Source organism: Streptomyces sp. NPDC028298, assembly GCF_055565895.1.
Genome location: NZ_JBVHTL010000003.1, coordinates 232,093 through 249,297 on the forward strand (window position 1 = coordinate 232,093; position 17,205 = coordinate 249,297).

The window sequence follows — 17,205 nt, forward strand, 5'->3', positions numbered from 1 at the left end:
ACAAGGCCGGCGCTCACCCTCAGCGGGAGGTCATCCCCGGCGTACGGCCAGCGCGAGGAAGCGGGCGTCCTCGTCCACGTACGAGGTCATGTCCCAGCCCGAACCGGCGAGCAGGGGGCCCAGGTTGTCCTCGGCGCGCAGGTCGGCGGGGGTGATCCGACGGCCCTGTCGGGCCGCGAGCGCGGCCCTGCCGATCGGGTGGAAGAGCGCGAGTGTGCCACCAGGCCGTACCACCCGGGCCAACTCCATCAGATTCTCGGCCGGGTTCGGCAGGTGGGCCACGAGTCCGGCCGCGAACACCGCGTCCAGCGACTCGTCACGCAGCGGCAGCGCGGTGACGTCGGCCAGCAGCAGCCGCCCCTCGCGGTCCCGTCCGGCCCGGACGGCGGCCTCCAGCATGGCCGGAGTCAGATCGGCCCCGACGACCACGCCGGTGCCGCCCACGGCCGCTCGCAGCGGGGGCAGGGCGCGCCCCGTGCCGCAGCCCGCGTCGAGCACGCGATCACCCGCGCGGAGCCCCATGTGCGCCACGGCGTCCGCGTAGGCGGGCCCGTCGTCGGGGAAGCGGCTGTCCCAGTCGGCGGCCCGCGCACCGAAGAACTCCTGGACGTGTGTGTGGTCGTCGCTCATGTGCCGCATGATCTCTCACCGACACGAAGGACGGCGCGCTGCACACGTTCGAGCCCCATGCGATCGCTCGGGCACAGCTCTTCGTCACTTTGCATCAGCTTTCGAAACGCGCCCCCGTCGTGCGCCCCTGTGCGCACTAGCGTCCCGGGGCCATGGGACACCTGGACCACGCCGCCTTCGGCTGGCTGACCCCCGTACTGTCGTACGCGATGGCCTGCACAGGGTCCGCGCTGGGGCTGCGCTGCACGGTCCGCGGACTCGACGCCACCGGCCGGTCGCGCCGCAACTGGCTGCTCACGGCGGCCTCCGCGCTCGGTACGGGCATCTGGACGATGCACTTCGTGGCGATGCTGGGCTTCGGCGTCACCGGCACGGAGATCCGCTACAACGTGCCTCTGACGATCCTCAGCCTGCTGATCGCGATGACCGTCGTCGGCGCGGGCCTCTTCGCCGTCGCCTACGGCCGTGACCGGCGCCGCGCACTCGTCGTCGGCGGCCTCACCGCCGGGTTCGGCATCGCGAGCATGCACTATCTGGGGATGGCGGCGCTGCGGCTGCACGGCCAGGTGCGCTACGACCCGGCGCTCGTGGCGCTCTCCGTCGTGATCGGCGTGATCGCGGCGACCGCCGCCCTGTGGGCCGCGCTCTCCATCCGGTCACCCGTGGCCGTGGCCATCGCCTCCCTCGTCATGGGCGGCGCGGTGAGCAGCATGCACTACACCGGAATGATGGCCGTGAACGTACGGGTCAGCCCCTCGAGCGACGCGTTGTCGGGCGCCACGGCGATGCAGTTCATCTTCCCCCTCGCCGTCGGCCTCGGTTCCTACCTCTTCCTGACAGCGGCCTTCGTCGCGCTGTCCCCGATGTCCGGCCGAGCCGAAGCGTCCGCGACGGCCCGGCGGCCGGTCGAGGGCGTCGCCCGCTGACGGCGGTGCCGCAGCCGCGCGGCCCGGACGGCACACCCCGACCCTCTCCGATCGAGGAGGCCATGCGTACACCCCGCAGGACCACCACAGCAGGCGCCCAGTCATCGCCCCCGCGCCGCGGCCGTCGCGCGCACGCGGGCCCGCCGGCGGACGAGGGAGACATCGGTGACCTCCTCACCGGACCTTCGCCCGAAGCGCCCACGCGCGCGGGACGGTGGGGCGGCAGGCCCCGAACCGTCCGGGCCAAGATCGTCAGCCTGCTGATGGTGCCCATCGTCTCCTTGCTCGCCCTGTGGGCCTACGCCACCGTGAGCACGGCGCAGGACGTCGCGCGGCTGCGGCAGTCGCAGCGCGTGGACGCCACGGTCCGCGCCCCCGTCGACGCGGCGGTCGCCGCGCTCCAGGCCGAACGGGCGGAGGCCGTCCGCTACGCGACCGACCCCGCCGCCGTGTCGCCGGGCGACCTCGAGGACCTCTCACGCCTCACCGACCGCGCCGTGGCGAAGCTCCGCCTGGGAGACCACAACACCGTCGCCGACGGAGCGGACCTGCCCGACGGAGTCTCCGGGCGCCTCGCCGCCTTCGTCGCCGACGTGGAGCGACTGAAGTCGCTGCGCACCGGTGTACGGGAGCGCCGCACCGGATGGGAGGAGGCGTACGGGGAGTACACCAGGACCATTTCGACGGCGTTCGGCGTCGAGGGCGCGCTCACCGGCGTGTCCGGAACGGCCATGCGCACCGACGCCCGGGTCCTCCTCGAGTTCTCACGGGCGGGGGAGGCGCTGGCCCAGGAGGACGCCGTGCTCGGCGGGGCCCGGCTCGCCGGAACCCTGGACGGCGAGCGGCTGCGACTGTTCACGGGTGCCGTGGACACACGCCGCACCCTGACGGACGCCGCGACGCCGGACCTCGACGGGCCCGAACGGACCGCCTGGAACGATCTCGTGGAGGGGAGCGCGTACGACGACGTGCGCGCCGTCGAGGACAAGGTGCTCCTCTCGCGCCCCGGGCCCAAGGCACTCGACGCAGCGCCGGAGGCCGCCTGGAGCATCGCTCACGAGCGCGTCGGCGACGGCATGCGCGCGGTCGAGGCCGACGCGGGCCGTGTCGCCGCGGACGACGCGACCGACCCGCTCGGGCACGCGCTGCTCACCCCGGCCGGCGCCGCGGTCCTCTTCGGACTCGTCGCGGTCATCGCCTCGCTGATCATCTCCGTACGCATCGGACGCGACCTCGTGGTCGAACTCGTGGGACTGCGCGACGGCGCCCTGGACATCGCCCGCCGCAAACTCCCCGAAGCCATGCGCAGGCTGCGCGCGGGCGAGCCGGTGGACGTCGACGACGAGGCACCGCCGGGACGGCCCTCGGAGGACGAGACCGGGCAGGTCGCCCAGGCGCTGAACACCGTGCACAGGGCCGCTCTGCGGGCCGCCGTCGAACGCGCGGAACTGGCCGACGGCATCTCCGGGGTGTTCGTCAACCTGGCCCGGCGCAGCCAGGTCCTCGTGCACCGCCAGTTGAACCTCCTGGACGCCATGGAGCGCCGGTCCGAGGACCCGGACGAGCTGAGCGACCTGTTCCGCCTCGACCACCTCACCACGCGGATGCGGCGTCACGCGGAGAGCCTCATCATCCTGTCCGGAGCCGCGCCCGGACGGGCGTGGCGCAGGCCCGTCTCGCTCACGAACGTGGTCCGGGCGGCGGTCTCCGAGGTCGAGGACTACGCGCGCGTGGAGGTGCGGCAGCTCCCCGAGGCGGCCGTCGTCGGCGGGGCGATCGCCGACCTCACCCATCTGCTGGCGGAACTCGTCGAGAACGCGGCCCAGTTCTCGCCCCCGCACACCCGCGTGCGGATCACCGGTGAACCGGTGGCGAACGGCTACGCGGTCGAAATCGAGGACCGGGGACTGGGCATGGGCAAGGACCGGATCGCCGAGGCCAACCTCCGCATCGAGCGGTCCGAAGCCCTCGACCTGTACGACAGCGACCGGCTGGGCCTCTTCGTGGTCAGCCGGCTCTCGGCCCGGCACGGCATCAAGGTGCACCTGCAGGCCTCTCCCTACGGAGGCACGACCGCGGTCGTGCTGCTGCCCACGGCATTGCTGCAGGACGGTCCGACGGAACGTTCCCTCCTGGAGGCCGACGCGGACGGGCCACCACCGAAGAGGGAGTACGCGCGCGTGCCGGTCGCTCCGGAACCCGAAGCGGTCGAGGCGTTCACCGAGCGGCCCGCACTGGTTCCCCCGCGACCGAGGGCTTCCGAGGAGCGGACGAACGGATCGGCGGGGACCCCGCCCCCGGCGAACGGCACGAAGGAGACAGCTCGTTCGGACATCGCGCTGCTCCGCCCGCAACCTCCCTCGGAGGACTCCGCAGGTTCCGGCGGACTTCCACGCAGGGTGCGCCAGGCGAACCTCGCCCCCCAACTGCGCGAACAGCGCTCCGAGGAGTCGGAGGAACCTCCGGTGTCCCCGTCGGACGACGAGCGCACACCCGAAGTCGTACGGGCCCGCATGACCGCGTACCGGGCCGGCTGGGCACGCGGCGGCGGCCGGTCGCCCGGAGTCGGCGCAACTCCAGGCCCCGCAGCGGGCACCGACAGCAGCGAAGGAGACCCCTCATGATCCAGGACCCGACCAGGGACGGTGCCCAGCGGTCCGGTGAGCTCGACTGGCTGCTGGACGACATGGTGCTGCGCGTGACCGAAGTACGGCATGCCGTGGTGCTGTCGAACGACGGACTGGCGGTGGGCGCGTCCACCGCCCTGCGGCGCGAGGACGCCGAACACCTCGCGGCCGTCGCCTCCGGATTCCACAGCCTGGCCAAGGGAGCCGGCCGCCACTTCGGCGCGGGCGGGGTGCGCCAGACGATGGTGGAGATGGACGAGGGCTTCCTGTTCGTGGCCGCCGCGGGGGACGGCTCGTGCCTCGCCGTCCTGACCACGGTCACAGCCGACATCGGACTCGTGGCGTACGAGATGGCGCTCCTGGTCAAGCGTGTCGGCGAGCATCTCCACGCCCCGCCCCGGGTCGGCGCACAGCCGCCCGCGGCGGGATGACCGAGGACGGCCCGCGCAGATGACCGAGGACGCGCCGGACATCCCGGCATGGCCGGGCAGCCAGTGGTACGACCAGGAGGCGGGCCCGCTCGTCCGGCCCTACGCCGTGACGGGCGGCCGCACCAGCGCCGGTCCGGCCGGGACGCATTTCGACCTGATCGCCCTCGTCACGCTCGACAGGACGGCGCCGGGAGCCGACGAGGACACCTCGCTCGGCCCCGAGCACCGGACGATGCTCGAACTGTGCCGTTCCGAGACCCTGTCCGTCGCCGAACTGGCCGCCGGCACCGGACTTCCGCTGGGCGTGGTCAGAGTGCTCCTGGGCGACCTCCTTGAACGCCGCTGTGTCACCGTCAACCGCCCGGTACAGCCCGCGTACCTGCCCGACGAGCGCATCCTCCGCGAGGTGATCGAGGGGCTGAGGGCGCTCTAGGCGAACCACAATTCGATCGGAGTCACGGCCAATCGCGTGCACTCCTGGGCACGGAACGGGCGCGTTCCGATCGCAAGAGGCAATCTGCGGTCCAACCCCGCCCGGTCGAGCCGTAGTTGTCATGATGCTGGCTTCGCTCGCCCGATCAGACGCATCGATGCCGGCCGTCGCCGGCGATCCCGAGAGAAGTGATCCATGGTCTCCGAGAACTCCGACGCCACGGGTGGCGACCCGACCGCCATGGCGCTGAAGATACTGGTCGCCGGCGGGTTCGGCGTCGGGAAGACGACCCTGGTGGGCGCGGTCAGTGAGATCCGGCCGCTGCGCACCGAGGAACTGCTGAGCGAGGCCGGTCGTTCCGTAGACGCGACCGACGGCGTGGCCCAGAAGATCACCACCACCGTGGCCATGGACTTCGGACGCATCACCATCCGTTCAGGACTCTCGCTCTACCTGTTCGGAACGCCCGGCCAGGACCGGTTCTGGTTCCTGTGGGACGAACTGTCGACAGGCGCTCTCGGCGCCGTCGTCCTCGCCGACACCCGACGGCTCGAGGACTGTTTCCCCGCGGTGGACTACTTCGAGCACCGCCGGATCCCCTTCGTCGTGGCCGTCAACTGCTTCCCGGGCGCTCGCGCGTACGGGACCCAGGACGTCTCCCGTGCCCTCGACCTGGACCCAGGTACGCCCGTGGTCCTTTGTGACGCCCGCGACCGCGACTCCGGGAAGGAGGTGCTGATCCGGCTCGTGGAGTACGCGGGGAGGGTGTACACGGCCCGGCTGCTCGAATCCGTCGGCTGAGAGAGCCCGTCGTCGCCTCGGCGAGGCGACGGCGCCACGCCACCGTCGCAGGCCTCCTCGCGGTCCGCCCTTCGCGCCCGTTCGTCGGCCATCTTCTCTGCCATGCCACCCGTGCGCCTTGCCGGGACGGCGGCAGTGGGGAAGGCTTGCTGGTCGAAACCTCCGGCCAGGGGGACGGCACACGGGGAGACCGGAACATGGAACAGAACACGGGACTCGGCTGGTTGCTGGACGACCTCACCGAGCGGGTCGAGCACGTTCGGCATGCGCTGGTGCTGTCCAACGACGGGCTGGTGACGGGCGCGAGCACGGGACTCCGACGCGAGGACGCGGAACACCTCGCCGCGGTCTCGTCGGGACTGCACAGCCTGGCCAAGGGCTCCGGCCGCCATTTCGGCGCCGGGCAGGTACGGCAGACGATGGTCGAGTTCGACGACGCGGTTCTCTTCGTCACCGCGGCCGGCACGGGAAGTTGTCTGTCCGTCCTCAGCGGGGCGGAGGCGGACATCGGGCAGGTCGCCTACGAGATGACGCTGCTGGTGAACCGCGTCGGCGAACACCTTCGCGTGGACGCGCGGCAACCGGAAGGCAAGCCCGCTTCAGACTTCTGACCTGCTGATACGCCGCCGTGGCCGAGGTTTTCCACAGGCCCGCCACGATGTCCGACAAGCCGGATACGGTTTTTCCCGAGGCGAACGCACACCGGCGCGAGCCTTCGAAACCACAGGGGAGACCGTCATGTCCGCGACCACCATCACGCAGTCCGCCACCGTCTCGCTCAGCCGGGCGGCACGGGAACTGGAGCTCAAGCGAGGCGAGTTCGACCTGGCCCTGCATCTCGGCTGTGTGCGCTCGGTCCCCGACGAAGGAGGCGGGGGACGCCGGATCGCCCGCACCGAGATCGACCGGGTGCGAGCCGAAGCCGGGTTCCCGGAGACGCTGCGCGAGCGGGTCAAAGCCGTCGGCACCACGGAGGGCGCCGCCCTCGTCGGCGTGACGACAGCCCGGTTCACACGCCTCGCCCGCCTGGGACTGGTCGTGCCGATCAAGTTCTATCTCAACCGTTACAGGGTGGTCGTCTGGCTCTACCTCGCCGAGGAGCTGAAGCAGTTCGCGGCCGACGAGCACAACGCGCCGCTGCTGAGCGGGCGCACACCGGAGGGCCTCCGGGACCAGTTGGTCGAAGGCCTCGACCTCCGTCCCCGTAACTGGCGTGGCCGCCACCTCGGGTTCCTGCTGCGGCAGACCGAGGACCCCTGGGCCCGCGCCGCGGTGGTGGCGTCCCTGCTCGACCCCGTCCACGTGGCCGAGATCGTCAAGGATCCCTACGAGCGCGCGCATCTCAACCGTCTCATGCCCGCGCCTGTTTCACGGGCCGCACCGGACTCGCCCGGTGCCCGGATCACCGAACGCATCACGACGGCTGAGCACCCGGACGAGATCGGCTGGCTGAGGGCCGACCTCGGGCAGAGCGTCCTGGAAGCCAGGGAAGTCCGCCCCGCGCCCCGCCCGGCACCGCGCGCCCCGAGCGTTCCGGCGCGGGTCCCGTCGCCCGGGTCGTCGGTAAGGGGGCCCATCGGAGCTCCACCGCGCGCCGCCCGGACCTCACCCGTCGGCTCCCCGCGCGCCGAACGGCACTGCGCGGCCGCCCCGCCGAGGCCGCCGGAGTCAGCCCGGTCGCGGAGGCTGCTCGCATGGCTGCGGCGCGGGAGCCCGGACGAGTCCGCCTACAGGGCCCTGAACAGCCCCTCCTGCACGACCGAGACGAGCAGGCGTCCTTCGAGGTCGTAGATGCGCCCGCGGGCCAGACCGCGGCCACCCGTCGCGATCGGCGACTCCTGGTCGTACAGGAACCACTCGTCCGCGCGGAACGGGCGATGGAACCACATGGCGTGGTCCAGCGACGCCATGTCGAAACCACGCGGACCCCACAGAGGTTCCACCGGGATGCGGACGGCGTCCAGAAGAGTCATGTCGCTCGCGTAGGTGAGGGCGCAGGTGTGCACGAGCGGGTCGTCGCCCAGCGGGCCGACGGCACGCATCCACACGGCACTGCGCGGCTCGGCGCCCTTGACCTCCTCGGGCGTCCAGCGCAGCCGGTCCACATAGCGGATGTCGAACGGCTGGCGCCGCGCCATGCGTTCCAGCGTTTCGGGCAGAGCACCCAGATGCTCCTTGATCTCCTGCGTCACCGTCGGCAGGGACTCGGGGTCCGGCACCTCACGGGCCGGCGGCAACTGGTGCTCGAAGCTCCCTTCCTCGGGCTTGTGAAAGGAGGCGGTCAGATTGAAGATCGTGCGGCCCTGCTGCACGGCGGTGACGCGGCGCGTGGTGAACGACCGCCCGTCCCGCACCCGTTCGACCTGGTACACGATCGGGACGCCCGGACGGCCCGGGCGCAGGAAGTACGCGTGCAACGAGTGCACCGGCCGGTCGCCCTCGGTGGTGCGCCCGGCGGCGACCAGCGCCTGGCCTGCCACCTGGCCGCCGAAGACGCGCTGCAGCGACTCCTGCGGGCTGCGCCCGCGGAAGATGTTGACCTCGATCTGCTCCAGGTCGAGCAGGTCGACGAGCCTCTCGGCCGGGTTCGTCATCGGTGGAGTTCTCCTGTACTCAGAGCTGTCCGACATCGGTGACCTTGACGACGGCACGGCCCTCGGCGTCCGAGGCCGTGAGGTCGACCTCGGCGCTGATGCCCCAGTCGTGGTCGCCGTTCGGGTCGGCGAACGTCTGGCGGACCCGCCACAGACCGTTCTGCGGCTCCTCCACGATCGAGAGCAGCTTGGGGCCACGGGCGTCGGGGCCGGTGCCGAGGTCCTCGTACTCGTCCCAGTACTTGTCCATCGCCTCGCCCCACGCGTCGGCGTCCCAGCCGGACTCCCCGTCCATCTCGCCGAGTTCGTCGACGTTGTCCAGAGCGGCCAGCTCGACCCTGCGGAACATCGCGTTGCGCACGAGGACACGGAAGGCCCGGGCGTTCGAGGTGACCGGCTTGACCTGGTCGGCCCGCTCCTGGGCCTCCTCGGCCGTCATCACCTCGGGGTTGGCGAGCTGTTCCCACTCGTCCAGGAGGCTGGAGTCGACCTGGCGCACCAGCTCGCCCAGCCAGGCGATCAGGTCCTCCAGGTCCTCGGACTTGAGGTCGTCCGGGACGGTGTGCTCGAGGGCTTTGTAGGCGCTGGCCAGGTAGCGCAGGACGATGCCCTCGGTGCGGGCGAGCTCGTAGAAGGACACGAACTCGGTGAAGGACATGGCCCGTTCGTACATGTCACGGATGACGGACTTCGGCGACAGCGGGTGGTCGCCGACCCACGGGTGGCTCTTGCGGTAGGTGTTGTACGCGTGGAAGAGCAGTTCCTCCAGAGGCTTGGGGTACGTCACCTCCTGGAGCCGCTCCATGCGCTCCTCGTACTCCACGCCGTCGGACTTCATCGCGGCCACGGCCTCGCCACGGGCCTTGTTCTGCTGGGCGGCGAGGATCTGCCGCGGTTCGTCCAGCGTGGACTCCACGACGGACACCATGTCCAGGGCGTAGGACGGGGATTCGGGGTCCAGCAGGTCGAAGGCGGCGAGCGCGAACGTCGACAGAGGCTGGTTGAGCGCGAAGTCCTGCTGGAGATCGACCGTCAGGCGCACGATGCGGCCCGTCGGGTCCGGCTCGTCGAGCTTCTCGACGATGCCGCCGTCGAGGAGCGAACGGTAGATCGCGATGGCCCGGCGGATGTGCCGCAACTGCTGCTTGCGCGGCTCGTGGTTGTCCTCGAGGAGATGCCGCATCGCGTCGAAGGCGTTGCCGGGCCGTGCGATCACCGAGAGCAGCATCGTGTGCGTGACACGGAAGCGCGACGTCAGCGGCTCGGGATCGGAGGCGATCAGCTTCTCGAAGGTGTTGTCCGTCCAGCCCACGAAACCCTCGGGAGCCTTCTTGCGCACCACCTTGCGGCGCTTCTTGGGGTCGTCGCCCGCCTTGGCCAGCGACTTCTCGTTCTCGATCACGTGCTCCGGCGCCTGGGCGACGACGTAGCCCGCCGTGTCGAAGCCCGCGCGCCCGGCCCGGCCGGCGATCTGGTGGAACTCACGGGCACGCAGCGTGCGCACCCGCGTCCCGTCGTACTTCGTCAGCGCGGTGAACAGCACTGTGCGGATGGGGACGTTGACGCCCACACCCAGGGTGTCGGTGCCGCAGATGACCTTCAGGAGACCCGCCTGGGCCAGCTTCTCCACCAGCCGTCGGTACTTGGGCAGCATGCCGGCGTGGTGCACACCGATGCCGTGGCGTACGTAGCGGGAGAGGTTGCGGCCGAACTTGGTGGTGAACCGGAAGTTGCCGATGAGCTCGGCGATCTGGTCCTTCTCCTCACGCGTGCACATGTTGATGCTCATCAAAGCCTGCGCGCGCTCCACGGCCTGCGCCTGGGTGAAGTGCACGATGTAGACCGGGGCCTGCTTCGTGGCGAGCAGCTCGGTGAGCGTCTCCGTCAGCGGAGTGAGCACGTACTCGTAGGAGAGCGGGACGGGCCGGGTCGCCGACCGGACCACCGCCGTGGGGCGGCCGGTGCGGCGCGTGAGGTCCTTCTCGAACATCGAGACGTCGCCGAGCGTCGCCGACATCAGGATGAACTGCGCCTGCGGAAGTTCCAGGATCGGGATCTGCCAGGCCCAGCCCCGGTCGCCCTCGGCGTAGAAGTGGAACTCGTCCATGACGACCTGGCCGACGTCGGCGTGCTTGCCGTCCCGCAGGGCGATGGACGCGAGGACCTCGGCGGTGCAGCAGATGACTGGGGCGTCGGCGTTCACGGAGGCGTCGCCGGTGAGCATGCCGACGTTCTCGGTGCCGAACATCTTGCACAGCTCGAAGAACTTCTCCGAGACGAGCGCCTTGATCGGTGCCGTGTAGAAGGTGACCTCGTCGCGGGCGAGCGCCGCGAAGTGAGCACCCGCCGCGATCATGCTCTTGCCCGAGCCGGTGGGTGTCGAGACGATCACGTTCGCACCCGAGACAACCTCGATCAGCGCCTCCTCCTGGTGGGGGTAGAGGGTGAGACCGCGTTCCCCGGCCCACGACTCGAAGGCTTCGTAGAGGGCGTCGGGGTCTGTGGTCTGCGGGAGCTGATCGATAAGGGTCACGCCCCCATCTTGCCTGTCGATACACGTGATGGGGGAATCGGATGTTCGGGGGAAGATCACGACCGCTACGCTGTGGCGCCGGTGACGCGTCAGCGTGCACGGGCAACTGGACAGCGTTGCAAGAGAAATGGGGCGGGGAACGGCCATGATGGGACCAGCACACTCACTGTCGGGGGCCGCGGCCTGGCTCGGCGTCGGAGCGGCGGCCGCCGCAGCCGGCCATGCCATGCCCTGGCCGGTCCTGCTCGTCGGCGCGCTGATCTGCGCCGGCGCCGCTCTCGCCCCGGACCTGGACCACAAGGCCGCGACCATCTCGAACGCCTTCGGACCGGTGTCACGCAGGCTCTGCGAGATCGTCGACAAGCTCTCCTACGCCGCATACAAGGGGACCAGGAAGCCGGGCGACCCCCGGCGCAACGGCGGGCACCGCACACTGACGCACACCTGGGTGTGGGCGGTCGCGATCGGAGCGGGCACGGCACTGCTGGCGATCACCTGCGGCCGGTGGGCGGTCCTGGGGATCCTCTTCGTGCACATGGTGCTCGCCATCGAGGGTCTGCTGTGGCGGGCCGCCCGCGGTTCGAGCAGCAACGTCCTGGTCTGGCTGCTCGCCGCGACGAGCTCGTGGATCCTCGCGCAGACCCTGGACAAGCCGGGCAACGGCGCGGACTGGCTGTTCTCCGCTCCGGGCCAGGAGTACCTGTGGCTCGGACTGCCGATCATCCTCGGCGCCCTGGTGCACGACATCGGGGACGCGCTGACGGTGTCCGGCTGCCCGATCCTGTGGCCCATCCCGGTCGGCCGCAAGCGCTGGTACCCGATAGGCCCGCCCAAGGTGATGCGGTTCCGGGCCGGGAGCTGGGTCGAGCTCAAGGTGCTGACGCCGGTGTTCATGGTGCTGGGCGCCGTGGGCTGCGCGGCCGCGCTGAACTTCATCTGAGTCCCGCGCCGCCCGCTCCGCATCGGGGTCGCGCGGCTCCTTCGAGGCCGTACGGGCGCCTTCTGCTCGACGGAGGGCGCCCGCGCCCGTCGCCGCCCCCGACGCCGTCGTGGTCAGCCGTCGGTGCCGGGGCCGGACCCCTGCTCTCCGCCTCCGAAGCGCCGCTCGAACTGGGCGATGCGGCCCTCGGAGTCCACCGTGCGGGCCTTGCCGGTGTAGAACGGGTGGCTCTCGGAGGAGATCTCGACGTCCACGACCGGGTAGGTCTCGCCGTCGTCCCAGTCGATGGTCCGGTCGCTCGTGGCGGTGGAGCGCGTGAGGAAGGCGTAGCCGGCCGCACGGTCGCGGAACACCACCGGGCGGTAGTCGGGCTGCTTGTCCTGCTGCATGGCGACTCCTTGGGAAGGAAACGGGAGGCGTACGGGTCAGCCGGACACGGCGTCCTCGTCGACGATGTGCATCGCGGCCTCCTCCGCCGAGGCTGCGGCACCGTCGATGCCGATGTCCGTGGCGATGAGCCCGCTCTCCTCGTCCTCGTGCGCGCCTTCGTTCGGGGCCACCAGACGGCCCGAGCGGAGGGCGCCCACCTCGTTGTCGATGGGCTCACCGTCGGTGCCCTCGCAGTCGCCGATGCCGTCGCCGTCGGATCCGGCGATGTCGGGGAGCTCGTCGGCGAGGCGCTGGTCCAGGGTCTCGCCCGCACGGCGCTCCGAGGCGGTCACCCCGTTGTGCTCCACCGCCCACGGCCGTTCCGGCGGCGACCAGCCGCGGTCCAGGGGGTCACTCACACCGTCTGTGACCAGTGTGTCCTCGGAGTCGAGCAGCCCCGCGTCGTCCTGCACCTCGGATCCGTCGGGCTGGTAGACGTCGTCTCCCCATCCGTCGGCGCTGTCCACAGGTACCTCCAGGGGGTGCGGACGGGACCGGAGCCACCGTGTTCGACGGTGGGCGCGCGGACCCGAGGACACAGGCGTCGCTTCCCGCGAACCGGTTGGTTCCCGGGAGTCCCCCGAGCGGGTGCCCACATCCAGCCTTCCACCCCCCTTCGGCACCGCGCAACGCCACAGCGGCCGACCAGCAGCGCCACAGACCCCGGCGGGGTGCCCCGCTCACCCGTGCCAGGACCTCCACAGTGCCGCGTACGCGCCGTCCGCCGCGACCAGTTGGTCATGGCTGCCGAGCTCGCTGATGCGGCCGTTCTCGACGACGGCGATGACGTCCGCGTCATGAGCGGTGTGGAGACGGTGGGCGATGGCGATGACGGTGCGGCCGTCGAGGACACGGGCCAGCGAGCGTTCCAGATGGCGGGCCGCCCGCGGGTCCAGGAGCGAGGTCGCCTCGTCCAAGACCAGGGTGTGCGGGTCGGCCAGGACCAGCCGGGCCAGCGCGATCTGCTGCGCCTGGGCCGGGGTGAGCGCGAACCCGCCCGAGCCGACCTCGGTGTCCAGACCGTCGTCCAGCGCCCGCGCCCAGCCGGCCGCGTCGACCGCGCCGAGAGCGGCCCAGAGCCGGGCGTCGACGGAGTCGGCGCCTTCGGCCGGATGGGCAGCCTGGGTCGGGGACGGCGCTGGAGTCCCGTCCTGACTCTCGGCCCCACCCGGAGCCAGAGCGAGAGCCGGGGCTGGAGCCGTACCCGCGTCCGGAGCCGGGGCCGGCGTCGCGCCTGCGGCCGGTGCCGGAACCCGCTGCTCCTGCACCTGCCTCCGTCCCTGCTTCTTCCCCTGAGCCTGCTCTTGATCGTGCTGTTCGTCCTGGTGTCGCCGGGACTGGGGGACGGCGAGCAGGAGGTTGTCGCGCAGGGAGCCCACGAAGACGTGGTGCTCCTGGTTGACCAGCGCGACGTGCGCCCGGACCTCCTCCGCGGGCATCCGGGACAGCTCGGCGCCGCCGAGGGTGATGTGGCCGTCCCGGGGCGCGTAGATTCCGGCGAGCAGCCTGCCCAGGGTCGACTTCCCCGCGCCGGACGGGCCGACCAGGGCGAGCCGGGTGCCTGGCGGCACCGCCAGGGAGACCTCCCGGAGCACGTCCACCCCCGCGCGGTAGCCGAAGTGCACCCGGTCGGCGTGGACGTCGCGTCCCTCGGGCTTCACAGCAGGGTCGCCCGCGTCCGGCTCGATGTCCCGCACCCCGACCAGCCGGGCCAGCGAGACCTGGGCGACCTGCAGCTCGTCGTACCAGCGCAGGATCAGTCCCACCGGGTCGACGAGCATCTGGGCGATCAGCGCACCCGTCGTGAGCTGGCCCACCCCGATCCAGCCCTGGAGGGCGAGCCAGCCGCCGATCATCAGGACCGAGCAGAGCACCGTCACATGCGTGATGTTGACGACCGGGAAGAGGACCGACCGCAGCCAGAGCGTGTAGCGCTCCCACGCCGTCCATTCCCGCACGCGGCGGTCCGACAGCTCGATGCGGCTCCCGCCCAGGCGGTGCGCCTCGACGGTGCGCCCGGCATCGACCGTCTCGGCGAGGACGGCGGCGACGGCGGCGTAGCCGGCCGCCTCCGAGCGGTAGGCGGCGGGTGCACGCTTGAAGTACCAGCGGCAGCCCATCACCAGCACCGGGACGGCCACCAGGACGGCGGGAGCGAGCACGGGGGCGGTCACGGCGAGTCCGCCGAGGAGCAGGGCCGCCCACACCACGCCGATGGCCAGTTGCGGGACGGCCTCGCGCATCGCGTTGGCGAGCCGGTCGATGTCGGTGGTGATGCGGGACAGCAGGTCGCCCGTCCCGGCCCGTTCCAGGACGCCGGGCGGCAGACCCACCGACCGTACGAGGAAGTCCTCGCGCAGGTCGGCCAGCATCCGCTCGCCGAGCATGGCACCGCGCAGCCGGACCTCCCGGACGAACACGGCCTGGACGACGAGCGCGACGACGAAGAGGGCGGCGGTGGCCTCCAGATGGAGGTCGCGCGCCTGGTCCGAGACGCGTTCGACGACCGAGCCCAGCAGATAGGGCCCGGCCATCGAGGCCACGACGGCCACGGTGTTGACGGCGACCAGGAGCAGGAAGGCTCCGCGGTGCCGTCGGAACAACTCGGTCACGTAGGCACGCACGGTCGCGGGCGCGCCGACGGGCAGTGTGTTCGCCGTCGTCGGGGCGGCCGGGTCGTACGCCGGTGGGGCCACGCCGATCATGCGGTCTCCTCGATCTCTTCCAGTACGCCGTCGAGAACGGCCTCGTCGTCGGCGGTCACGGTGCCGAGAGCGGTTTCGTCGTTGACGCCCACCGGGCCGAGGGCGGCCTCGGCGTCAGGAGCCGTCGCGACGAGCTCGGCTCGGCCTGCAGCCTTGGCGGCGGCCCCGGTGGCGGCCTCTTCCTCGGTCTCGCGGGTCACCACGGCCCGGTATCGCGGTTCGCTGTGCACCAGTTCGCGGTGCGCGCCGACCGCGACGACCTCGCCCTCGTGGACGAGGACGACCCGGTCCGCGTGGTCCAGGAGCAGCGGTGAGGAGGTGAAGACCACGGTCGTGCGCCCGGTGCGCAGGGAGCGCACACCGTCGGCGATGCGGGCCTCGGTGTGCGAGTCGACGGCGGACGTCGGCTCGTCCAGGACGAGCACCTCCGGGTCCGTGATCAGGGACCGGGCCAGCGCGAGCCGCTGGCGCTGGCCCCCGGACAGGGAGCGCCCGCGTTCGGTGACGCGCGCGTCCATCGGATCCTCACTGTCGAGCGAGCCCTGGGTGAGGGCGTCCAGGACGTCACCGCACTGGGCCGCCGACAGAGCGGCCTCGGCGCTCACGAGACCCGACGCGGGCACGTCGAGCAGTTCGCGCAGCGTGCCCGACAGCAGGACCGGGTCCTTGTCCTGGACGAGGACGGCGGTGCGGGCGCACTCCAGGGGCAGCTCGTCCAGCGGTACGCCTCCGAGCACCACCGAGGTGCTTCTCGCCCCGTCCCCGGCCCCGTCCTCGGCGCTGCCCTCGTCGCTCCGCTCGGAGGGGTGGCCGCCGAGCCGTTCGGCCAGGAGTCCGGCCGCGTCCGGGTCCCCGCACACCACGGCGGTGAAGCGGCCCGACGGAGCGAGCAGACCGGTCAAAGGGTCGTACAGGTCGCCGCGCGGCAGCTCCGCGGCGAGGGAACCGCCGCTGTCGATGGCCCGTTCCAGGGACAGCACCCGGGCCGCCCGCTTGGCCGACGGACGGGAGAAGGAGTACGCCATGGCGATCTCCTCGAAATGCCGCAAAGGGTAGGTGAGCAGCATGACGGCGCTGTACACGGTGACCAGTTCACCGACCTCGATCCGGCCGTTCCGGGCCAGCTCCACACCGCGCCAGACGACGGCGATCATCAGCAGACCGGGCAGCAGCACCTGGATCGCCGAGATCATCGACCACATGCGCGCGCTGCGCACGGCGGCCCGGCGCACCTCCTGGGAGGCGCGGCGGTAGCGGTCGAGGAAGAGCTCCTCGCCGCCGATGCCGCGCAGTACCCGCAGGCCCGCCACGGTGTCGGAGGCCAGCTCGGTGGCACGTCCCGCCTTCTCCCGCTGGAGGTCGGCACGCCGGGTGGCCCGGGGCAGCAGCGGCAGGACGGCCACCGCCAGCACCGGTACGCCCACGGCGACGATCACGCCGAGGGCCGGCTGGTAGACGACCAGGGCCACGCAGACCACCACGACGGTCACGGCGGCGGCCGAGAACCGGGACACGCCCTCCACGAACCAGCCGATCTTCTCGACGTCGCCGGTGGAGACGGAGACGACCTCGCCCGCCGCGACGCGCCGGGTGAGCGCGGAGCCCAGCAGCGCGGTTCGGCGGGCCAGGAGTTGCTGAACGCGCGCGGCCGCGGTGATCCAGTTGGTGACCGCGGTGCGGTGCAGCATGAGCTCGCCGACGGCGATGCCCGCGCCGCACACGACCATGATCGCGCCGGCCAGGGCGAGCCGGGTGCCCGAGCGGTCGATGACGGACTGGACGGCGAGACCGACGCAGAACGGCAGCGCGCAGACGGCGAGGAAGTGCAGCAGACCCCAGGCCAGGGCCTTGAACTGTCCGCCGAGTTGATTCCGCCCGAGCCACCACAGGAATCGGGGACCTGAGCGTGCGTCGGGCACACCCGGGTCGGGATACGGAAGGTCTTGGATCTGCATGACGTCCCAGTGGCTCGTGTAAGGCGATGGAGAGGGTTCCGGATGTCGGCGGGCCGTCCGGCCGGGGCCGGCAGCAAACCGTGACAGGTTCGCGCCGCAGTGTGGTCGAAGGCAAACGGTTTTACGTCCCGTGGCAAGGAACCGGACCGGGGTGGCCGCGACTGGCCGGTACGGGAGAGAAGGGCGATTCGCCCGATACGT

General features: G+C 71.5%; 15 protein-coding genes. 8 read left to right on the forward strand and 7 right to left on the reverse strand.

Annotated features, from left to right (window positions below; translation table 11 throughout):
- Positions 1-30 precede the first annotated feature (30 nt).
- Positions 31-630, reverse strand: coding sequence for a class I SAM-dependent methyltransferase (locus ACZ4TO_RS16240; protein WP_468024480.1), 600 nt, complete (start codon positions 628-630; stop codon positions 31-33).
- 152 nt (positions 631-782) lie between these two features.
- On the opposite strand from ACZ4TO_RS16240, the gene ACZ4TO_RS16245 reads away from it, so the two are divergent.
- The 7 genes from ACZ4TO_RS16245 (at position 783) to ACZ4TO_RS16275 (ending at position 7,639) form a co-directional block, all read left to right on the forward strand.
- Positions 783-1,556 (forward strand): MHYT domain-containing protein, encoded by a 774-nt coding sequence (locus ACZ4TO_RS16245; protein ID WP_468024481.1) that lies wholly within the window; start codon positions 783-785, stop codon positions 1,554-1,556.
- A gap of 62 nt (positions 1,557-1,618) precedes the next feature.
- Complete coding sequence (locus ACZ4TO_RS16250; RefSeq protein ID WP_468024482.1) at positions 1,619-4,180, forward strand: sensor histidine kinase; 2,562 nt, start codon at positions 1,619-1,621, stop codon at positions 4,178-4,180.
- The gene (locus ACZ4TO_RS16255) at positions 4,177-4,614 is read left to right on the forward strand and encodes a roadblock/LC7 domain-containing protein (protein ID WP_382786882.1); all 438 of its coding nucleotides are present in this window, start codon (positions 4,177-4,179) and stop codon (positions 4,612-4,614) included. The genes ACZ4TO_RS16250 and ACZ4TO_RS16255 overlap by 4 nt, the downstream gene beginning before the upstream one ends.
- A 19-nt stretch (positions 4,615-4,633) precedes the next feature.
- Positions 4,634-5,047 carry a DUF742 domain-containing protein gene (locus tag ACZ4TO_RS16260; protein WP_382786879.1) on the forward strand — a complete coding sequence of 138 codons (414 nt, stop codon included), beginning with the start codon at positions 4,634-4,636 and terminating at the stop codon, positions 5,045-5,047.
- A gap of 195 nt (positions 5,048-5,242) precedes the next feature.
- Positions 5,243-5,848: a GTP-binding protein gene (locus ACZ4TO_RS16265; RefSeq protein WP_382786876.1), complete on the forward strand. Its 606-nt coding sequence runs from the start codon at positions 5,243-5,245 to the stop codon at positions 5,846-5,848.
- A gap of 197 nt (positions 5,849-6,045) precedes the next feature.
- Positions 6,046-6,459: a roadblock/LC7 domain-containing protein gene (locus ACZ4TO_RS16270; protein WP_382786874.1), complete on the forward strand. Its 414-nt coding sequence runs from the start codon at positions 6,046-6,048 to the stop codon at positions 6,457-6,459.
- Between the two features lie 127 nt (positions 6,460-6,586).
- The gene (locus tag ACZ4TO_RS16275) at positions 6,587-7,639 is read left to right on the forward strand and encodes a DUF6397 family protein (protein ID WP_468024483.1); all 1,053 of its coding nucleotides are present in this window, start codon (positions 6,587-6,589) and stop codon (positions 7,637-7,639) included.
- On the opposite strand, the gene ACZ4TO_RS16280 is transcribed toward ACZ4TO_RS16275, so the two are convergent.
- Together ACZ4TO_RS16280 and ACZ4TO_RS16285 are read right to left on the reverse strand one after the other, a co-directional pair.
- The gene (locus ACZ4TO_RS16280) at positions 7,576-8,442 is read right to left on the reverse strand and encodes an acyl-CoA thioesterase (RefSeq protein ID WP_355770234.1); all 867 of its coding nucleotides are present in this window, start codon (positions 8,440-8,442) and stop codon (positions 7,576-7,578) included. The two genes, ACZ4TO_RS16275 and ACZ4TO_RS16280, sit on opposite strands and share 64 nt — an antisense overlap.
- Positions 8,443-8,461: 19 nt before the next feature.
- Positions 8,462-10,975 carry a DEAD/DEAH box helicase gene (locus ACZ4TO_RS16285; RefSeq protein WP_382786866.1) on the reverse strand — a complete coding sequence of 838 codons (2,514 nt, stop codon included), beginning with the start codon at positions 10,973-10,975 and terminating at the stop codon, positions 8,462-8,464.
- Positions 10,976-11,120: 145 nt separating this feature from the next.
- Here ACZ4TO_RS16285 and ACZ4TO_RS16290 point away from each other — a divergent pair, with 145 nt between their 5' ends.
- On the forward strand, positions 11,121-11,915 hold the full coding sequence (locus ACZ4TO_RS16290) for a metal-dependent hydrolase (RefSeq protein ID WP_385039762.1): 795 nt from the start codon (positions 11,121-11,123) through the stop codon (positions 11,913-11,915).
- A 113-nt stretch (positions 11,916-12,028) separates the two neighbouring features.
- Here the strand turns inward: ACZ4TO_RS16290 and ACZ4TO_RS16295 are convergent, their stop codons facing one another.
- The 4 genes from ACZ4TO_RS16295 to ACZ4TO_RS16310 all read right to left on the reverse strand — a co-directional run bounded on the left by ACZ4TO_RS16295 (position 12,029) and on the right by ACZ4TO_RS16310 (position 17,004).
- Entirely contained in the window at positions 12,029-12,304 is a 276-nt protein-coding gene (locus ACZ4TO_RS16295) for a type B 50S ribosomal protein L31 (protein WP_385039759.1), read from the reverse strand.
- A 36-nt stretch (positions 12,305-12,340) separates the two neighbouring features.
- On the reverse strand, positions 12,341-12,811 hold the full coding sequence (locus tag ACZ4TO_RS16300) for a DUF5709 domain-containing protein (RefSeq protein WP_382786857.1): 471 nt from the start codon (positions 12,809-12,811) through the stop codon (positions 12,341-12,343).
- Positions 12,812-13,024: 213 nt separating this feature from the next.
- Positions 13,025-15,049, reverse strand: a complete 2,025-nt coding sequence (locus tag ACZ4TO_RS16305; protein ID WP_468024484.1) for an ABC transporter ATP-binding protein — start codon at positions 15,047-15,049, stop codon at positions 13,025-13,027.
- Positions 15,046-17,004 (reverse strand): ABC transporter transmembrane domain-containing protein, encoded by a 1,959-nt coding sequence (locus ACZ4TO_RS16310; protein WP_468024485.1) that lies wholly within the window; start codon positions 17,002-17,004, stop codon positions 15,046-15,048. The genes ACZ4TO_RS16305 and ACZ4TO_RS16310 overlap by 4 nt, the downstream gene beginning before the upstream one ends.
- Between the last annotated feature and the right edge of the window lie 201 nt (positions 17,005-17,205).

Bases quoted from the DNA above. Each gene is read 5' to 3' on its own strand.
- ACZ4TO_RS16290 (WP_385039762.1), top strand. From the start codon at position 11,121: ATGATGGGACCAGCACACTCACTGTCGGGGGCCGCGGCCTGGCTCGGC.
- ACZ4TO_RS16265 (WP_382786876.1), top strand. From the start codon at position 5,243: ATGGTCTCCGAGAACTCCGACGCCACGGGTGGCGACCCGACCGCCATG.
- ACZ4TO_RS16250 (WP_468024482.1), top strand. From the start codon at position 1,619: ATGCGTACACCCCGCAGGACCACCACAGCAGGCGCCCAGTCATCGCCC.
- ACZ4TO_RS16240 (WP_468024480.1), bottom strand. From the start codon at position 630: ATGAGCGACGACCACACACACGTCCAGGAGTTCTTCGGTGCGCGGGCC.
- ACZ4TO_RS16255 (WP_382786882.1), top strand. From the start codon at position 4,177: ATGATCCAGGACCCGACCAGGGACGGTGCCCAGCGGTCCGGTGAGCTC.
- ACZ4TO_RS16310 (WP_468024485.1), bottom strand. From the start codon at position 17,004: ATGCAGATCCAAGACCTTCCGTATCCCGACCCGGGTGTGCCCGACGCA.
- ACZ4TO_RS16270 (WP_382786874.1), top strand. From the start codon at position 6,046: ATGGAACAGAACACGGGACTCGGCTGGTTGCTGGACGACCTCACCGAG.
- ACZ4TO_RS16260 (WP_382786879.1), top strand. From the start codon at position 4,634: ATGACCGAGGACGCGCCGGACATCCCGGCATGGCCGGGCAGCCAGTGG.
- ACZ4TO_RS16305 (WP_468024484.1), bottom strand. From the start codon at position 15,049: ATGATCGGCGTGGCCCCACCGGCGTACGACCCGGCCGCCCCGACGACG.
- ACZ4TO_RS16245 (WP_468024481.1), top strand. From the start codon at position 783: ATGGGACACCTGGACCACGCCGCCTTCGGCTGGCTGACCCCCGTACTG.
- ACZ4TO_RS16280 (WP_355770234.1), bottom strand. From the start codon at position 8,442: ATGACGAACCCGGCCGAGAGGCTCGTCGACCTGCTCGACCTGGAGCAG.
- ACZ4TO_RS16295 (WP_385039759.1), bottom strand. From the start codon at position 12,304: ATGCAGCAGGACAAGCAGCCCGACTACCGCCCGGTGGTGTTCCGCGAC.
- ACZ4TO_RS16275 (WP_468024483.1), top strand. From the start codon at position 6,587: ATGTCCGCGACCACCATCACGCAGTCCGCCACCGTCTCGCTCAGCCGG.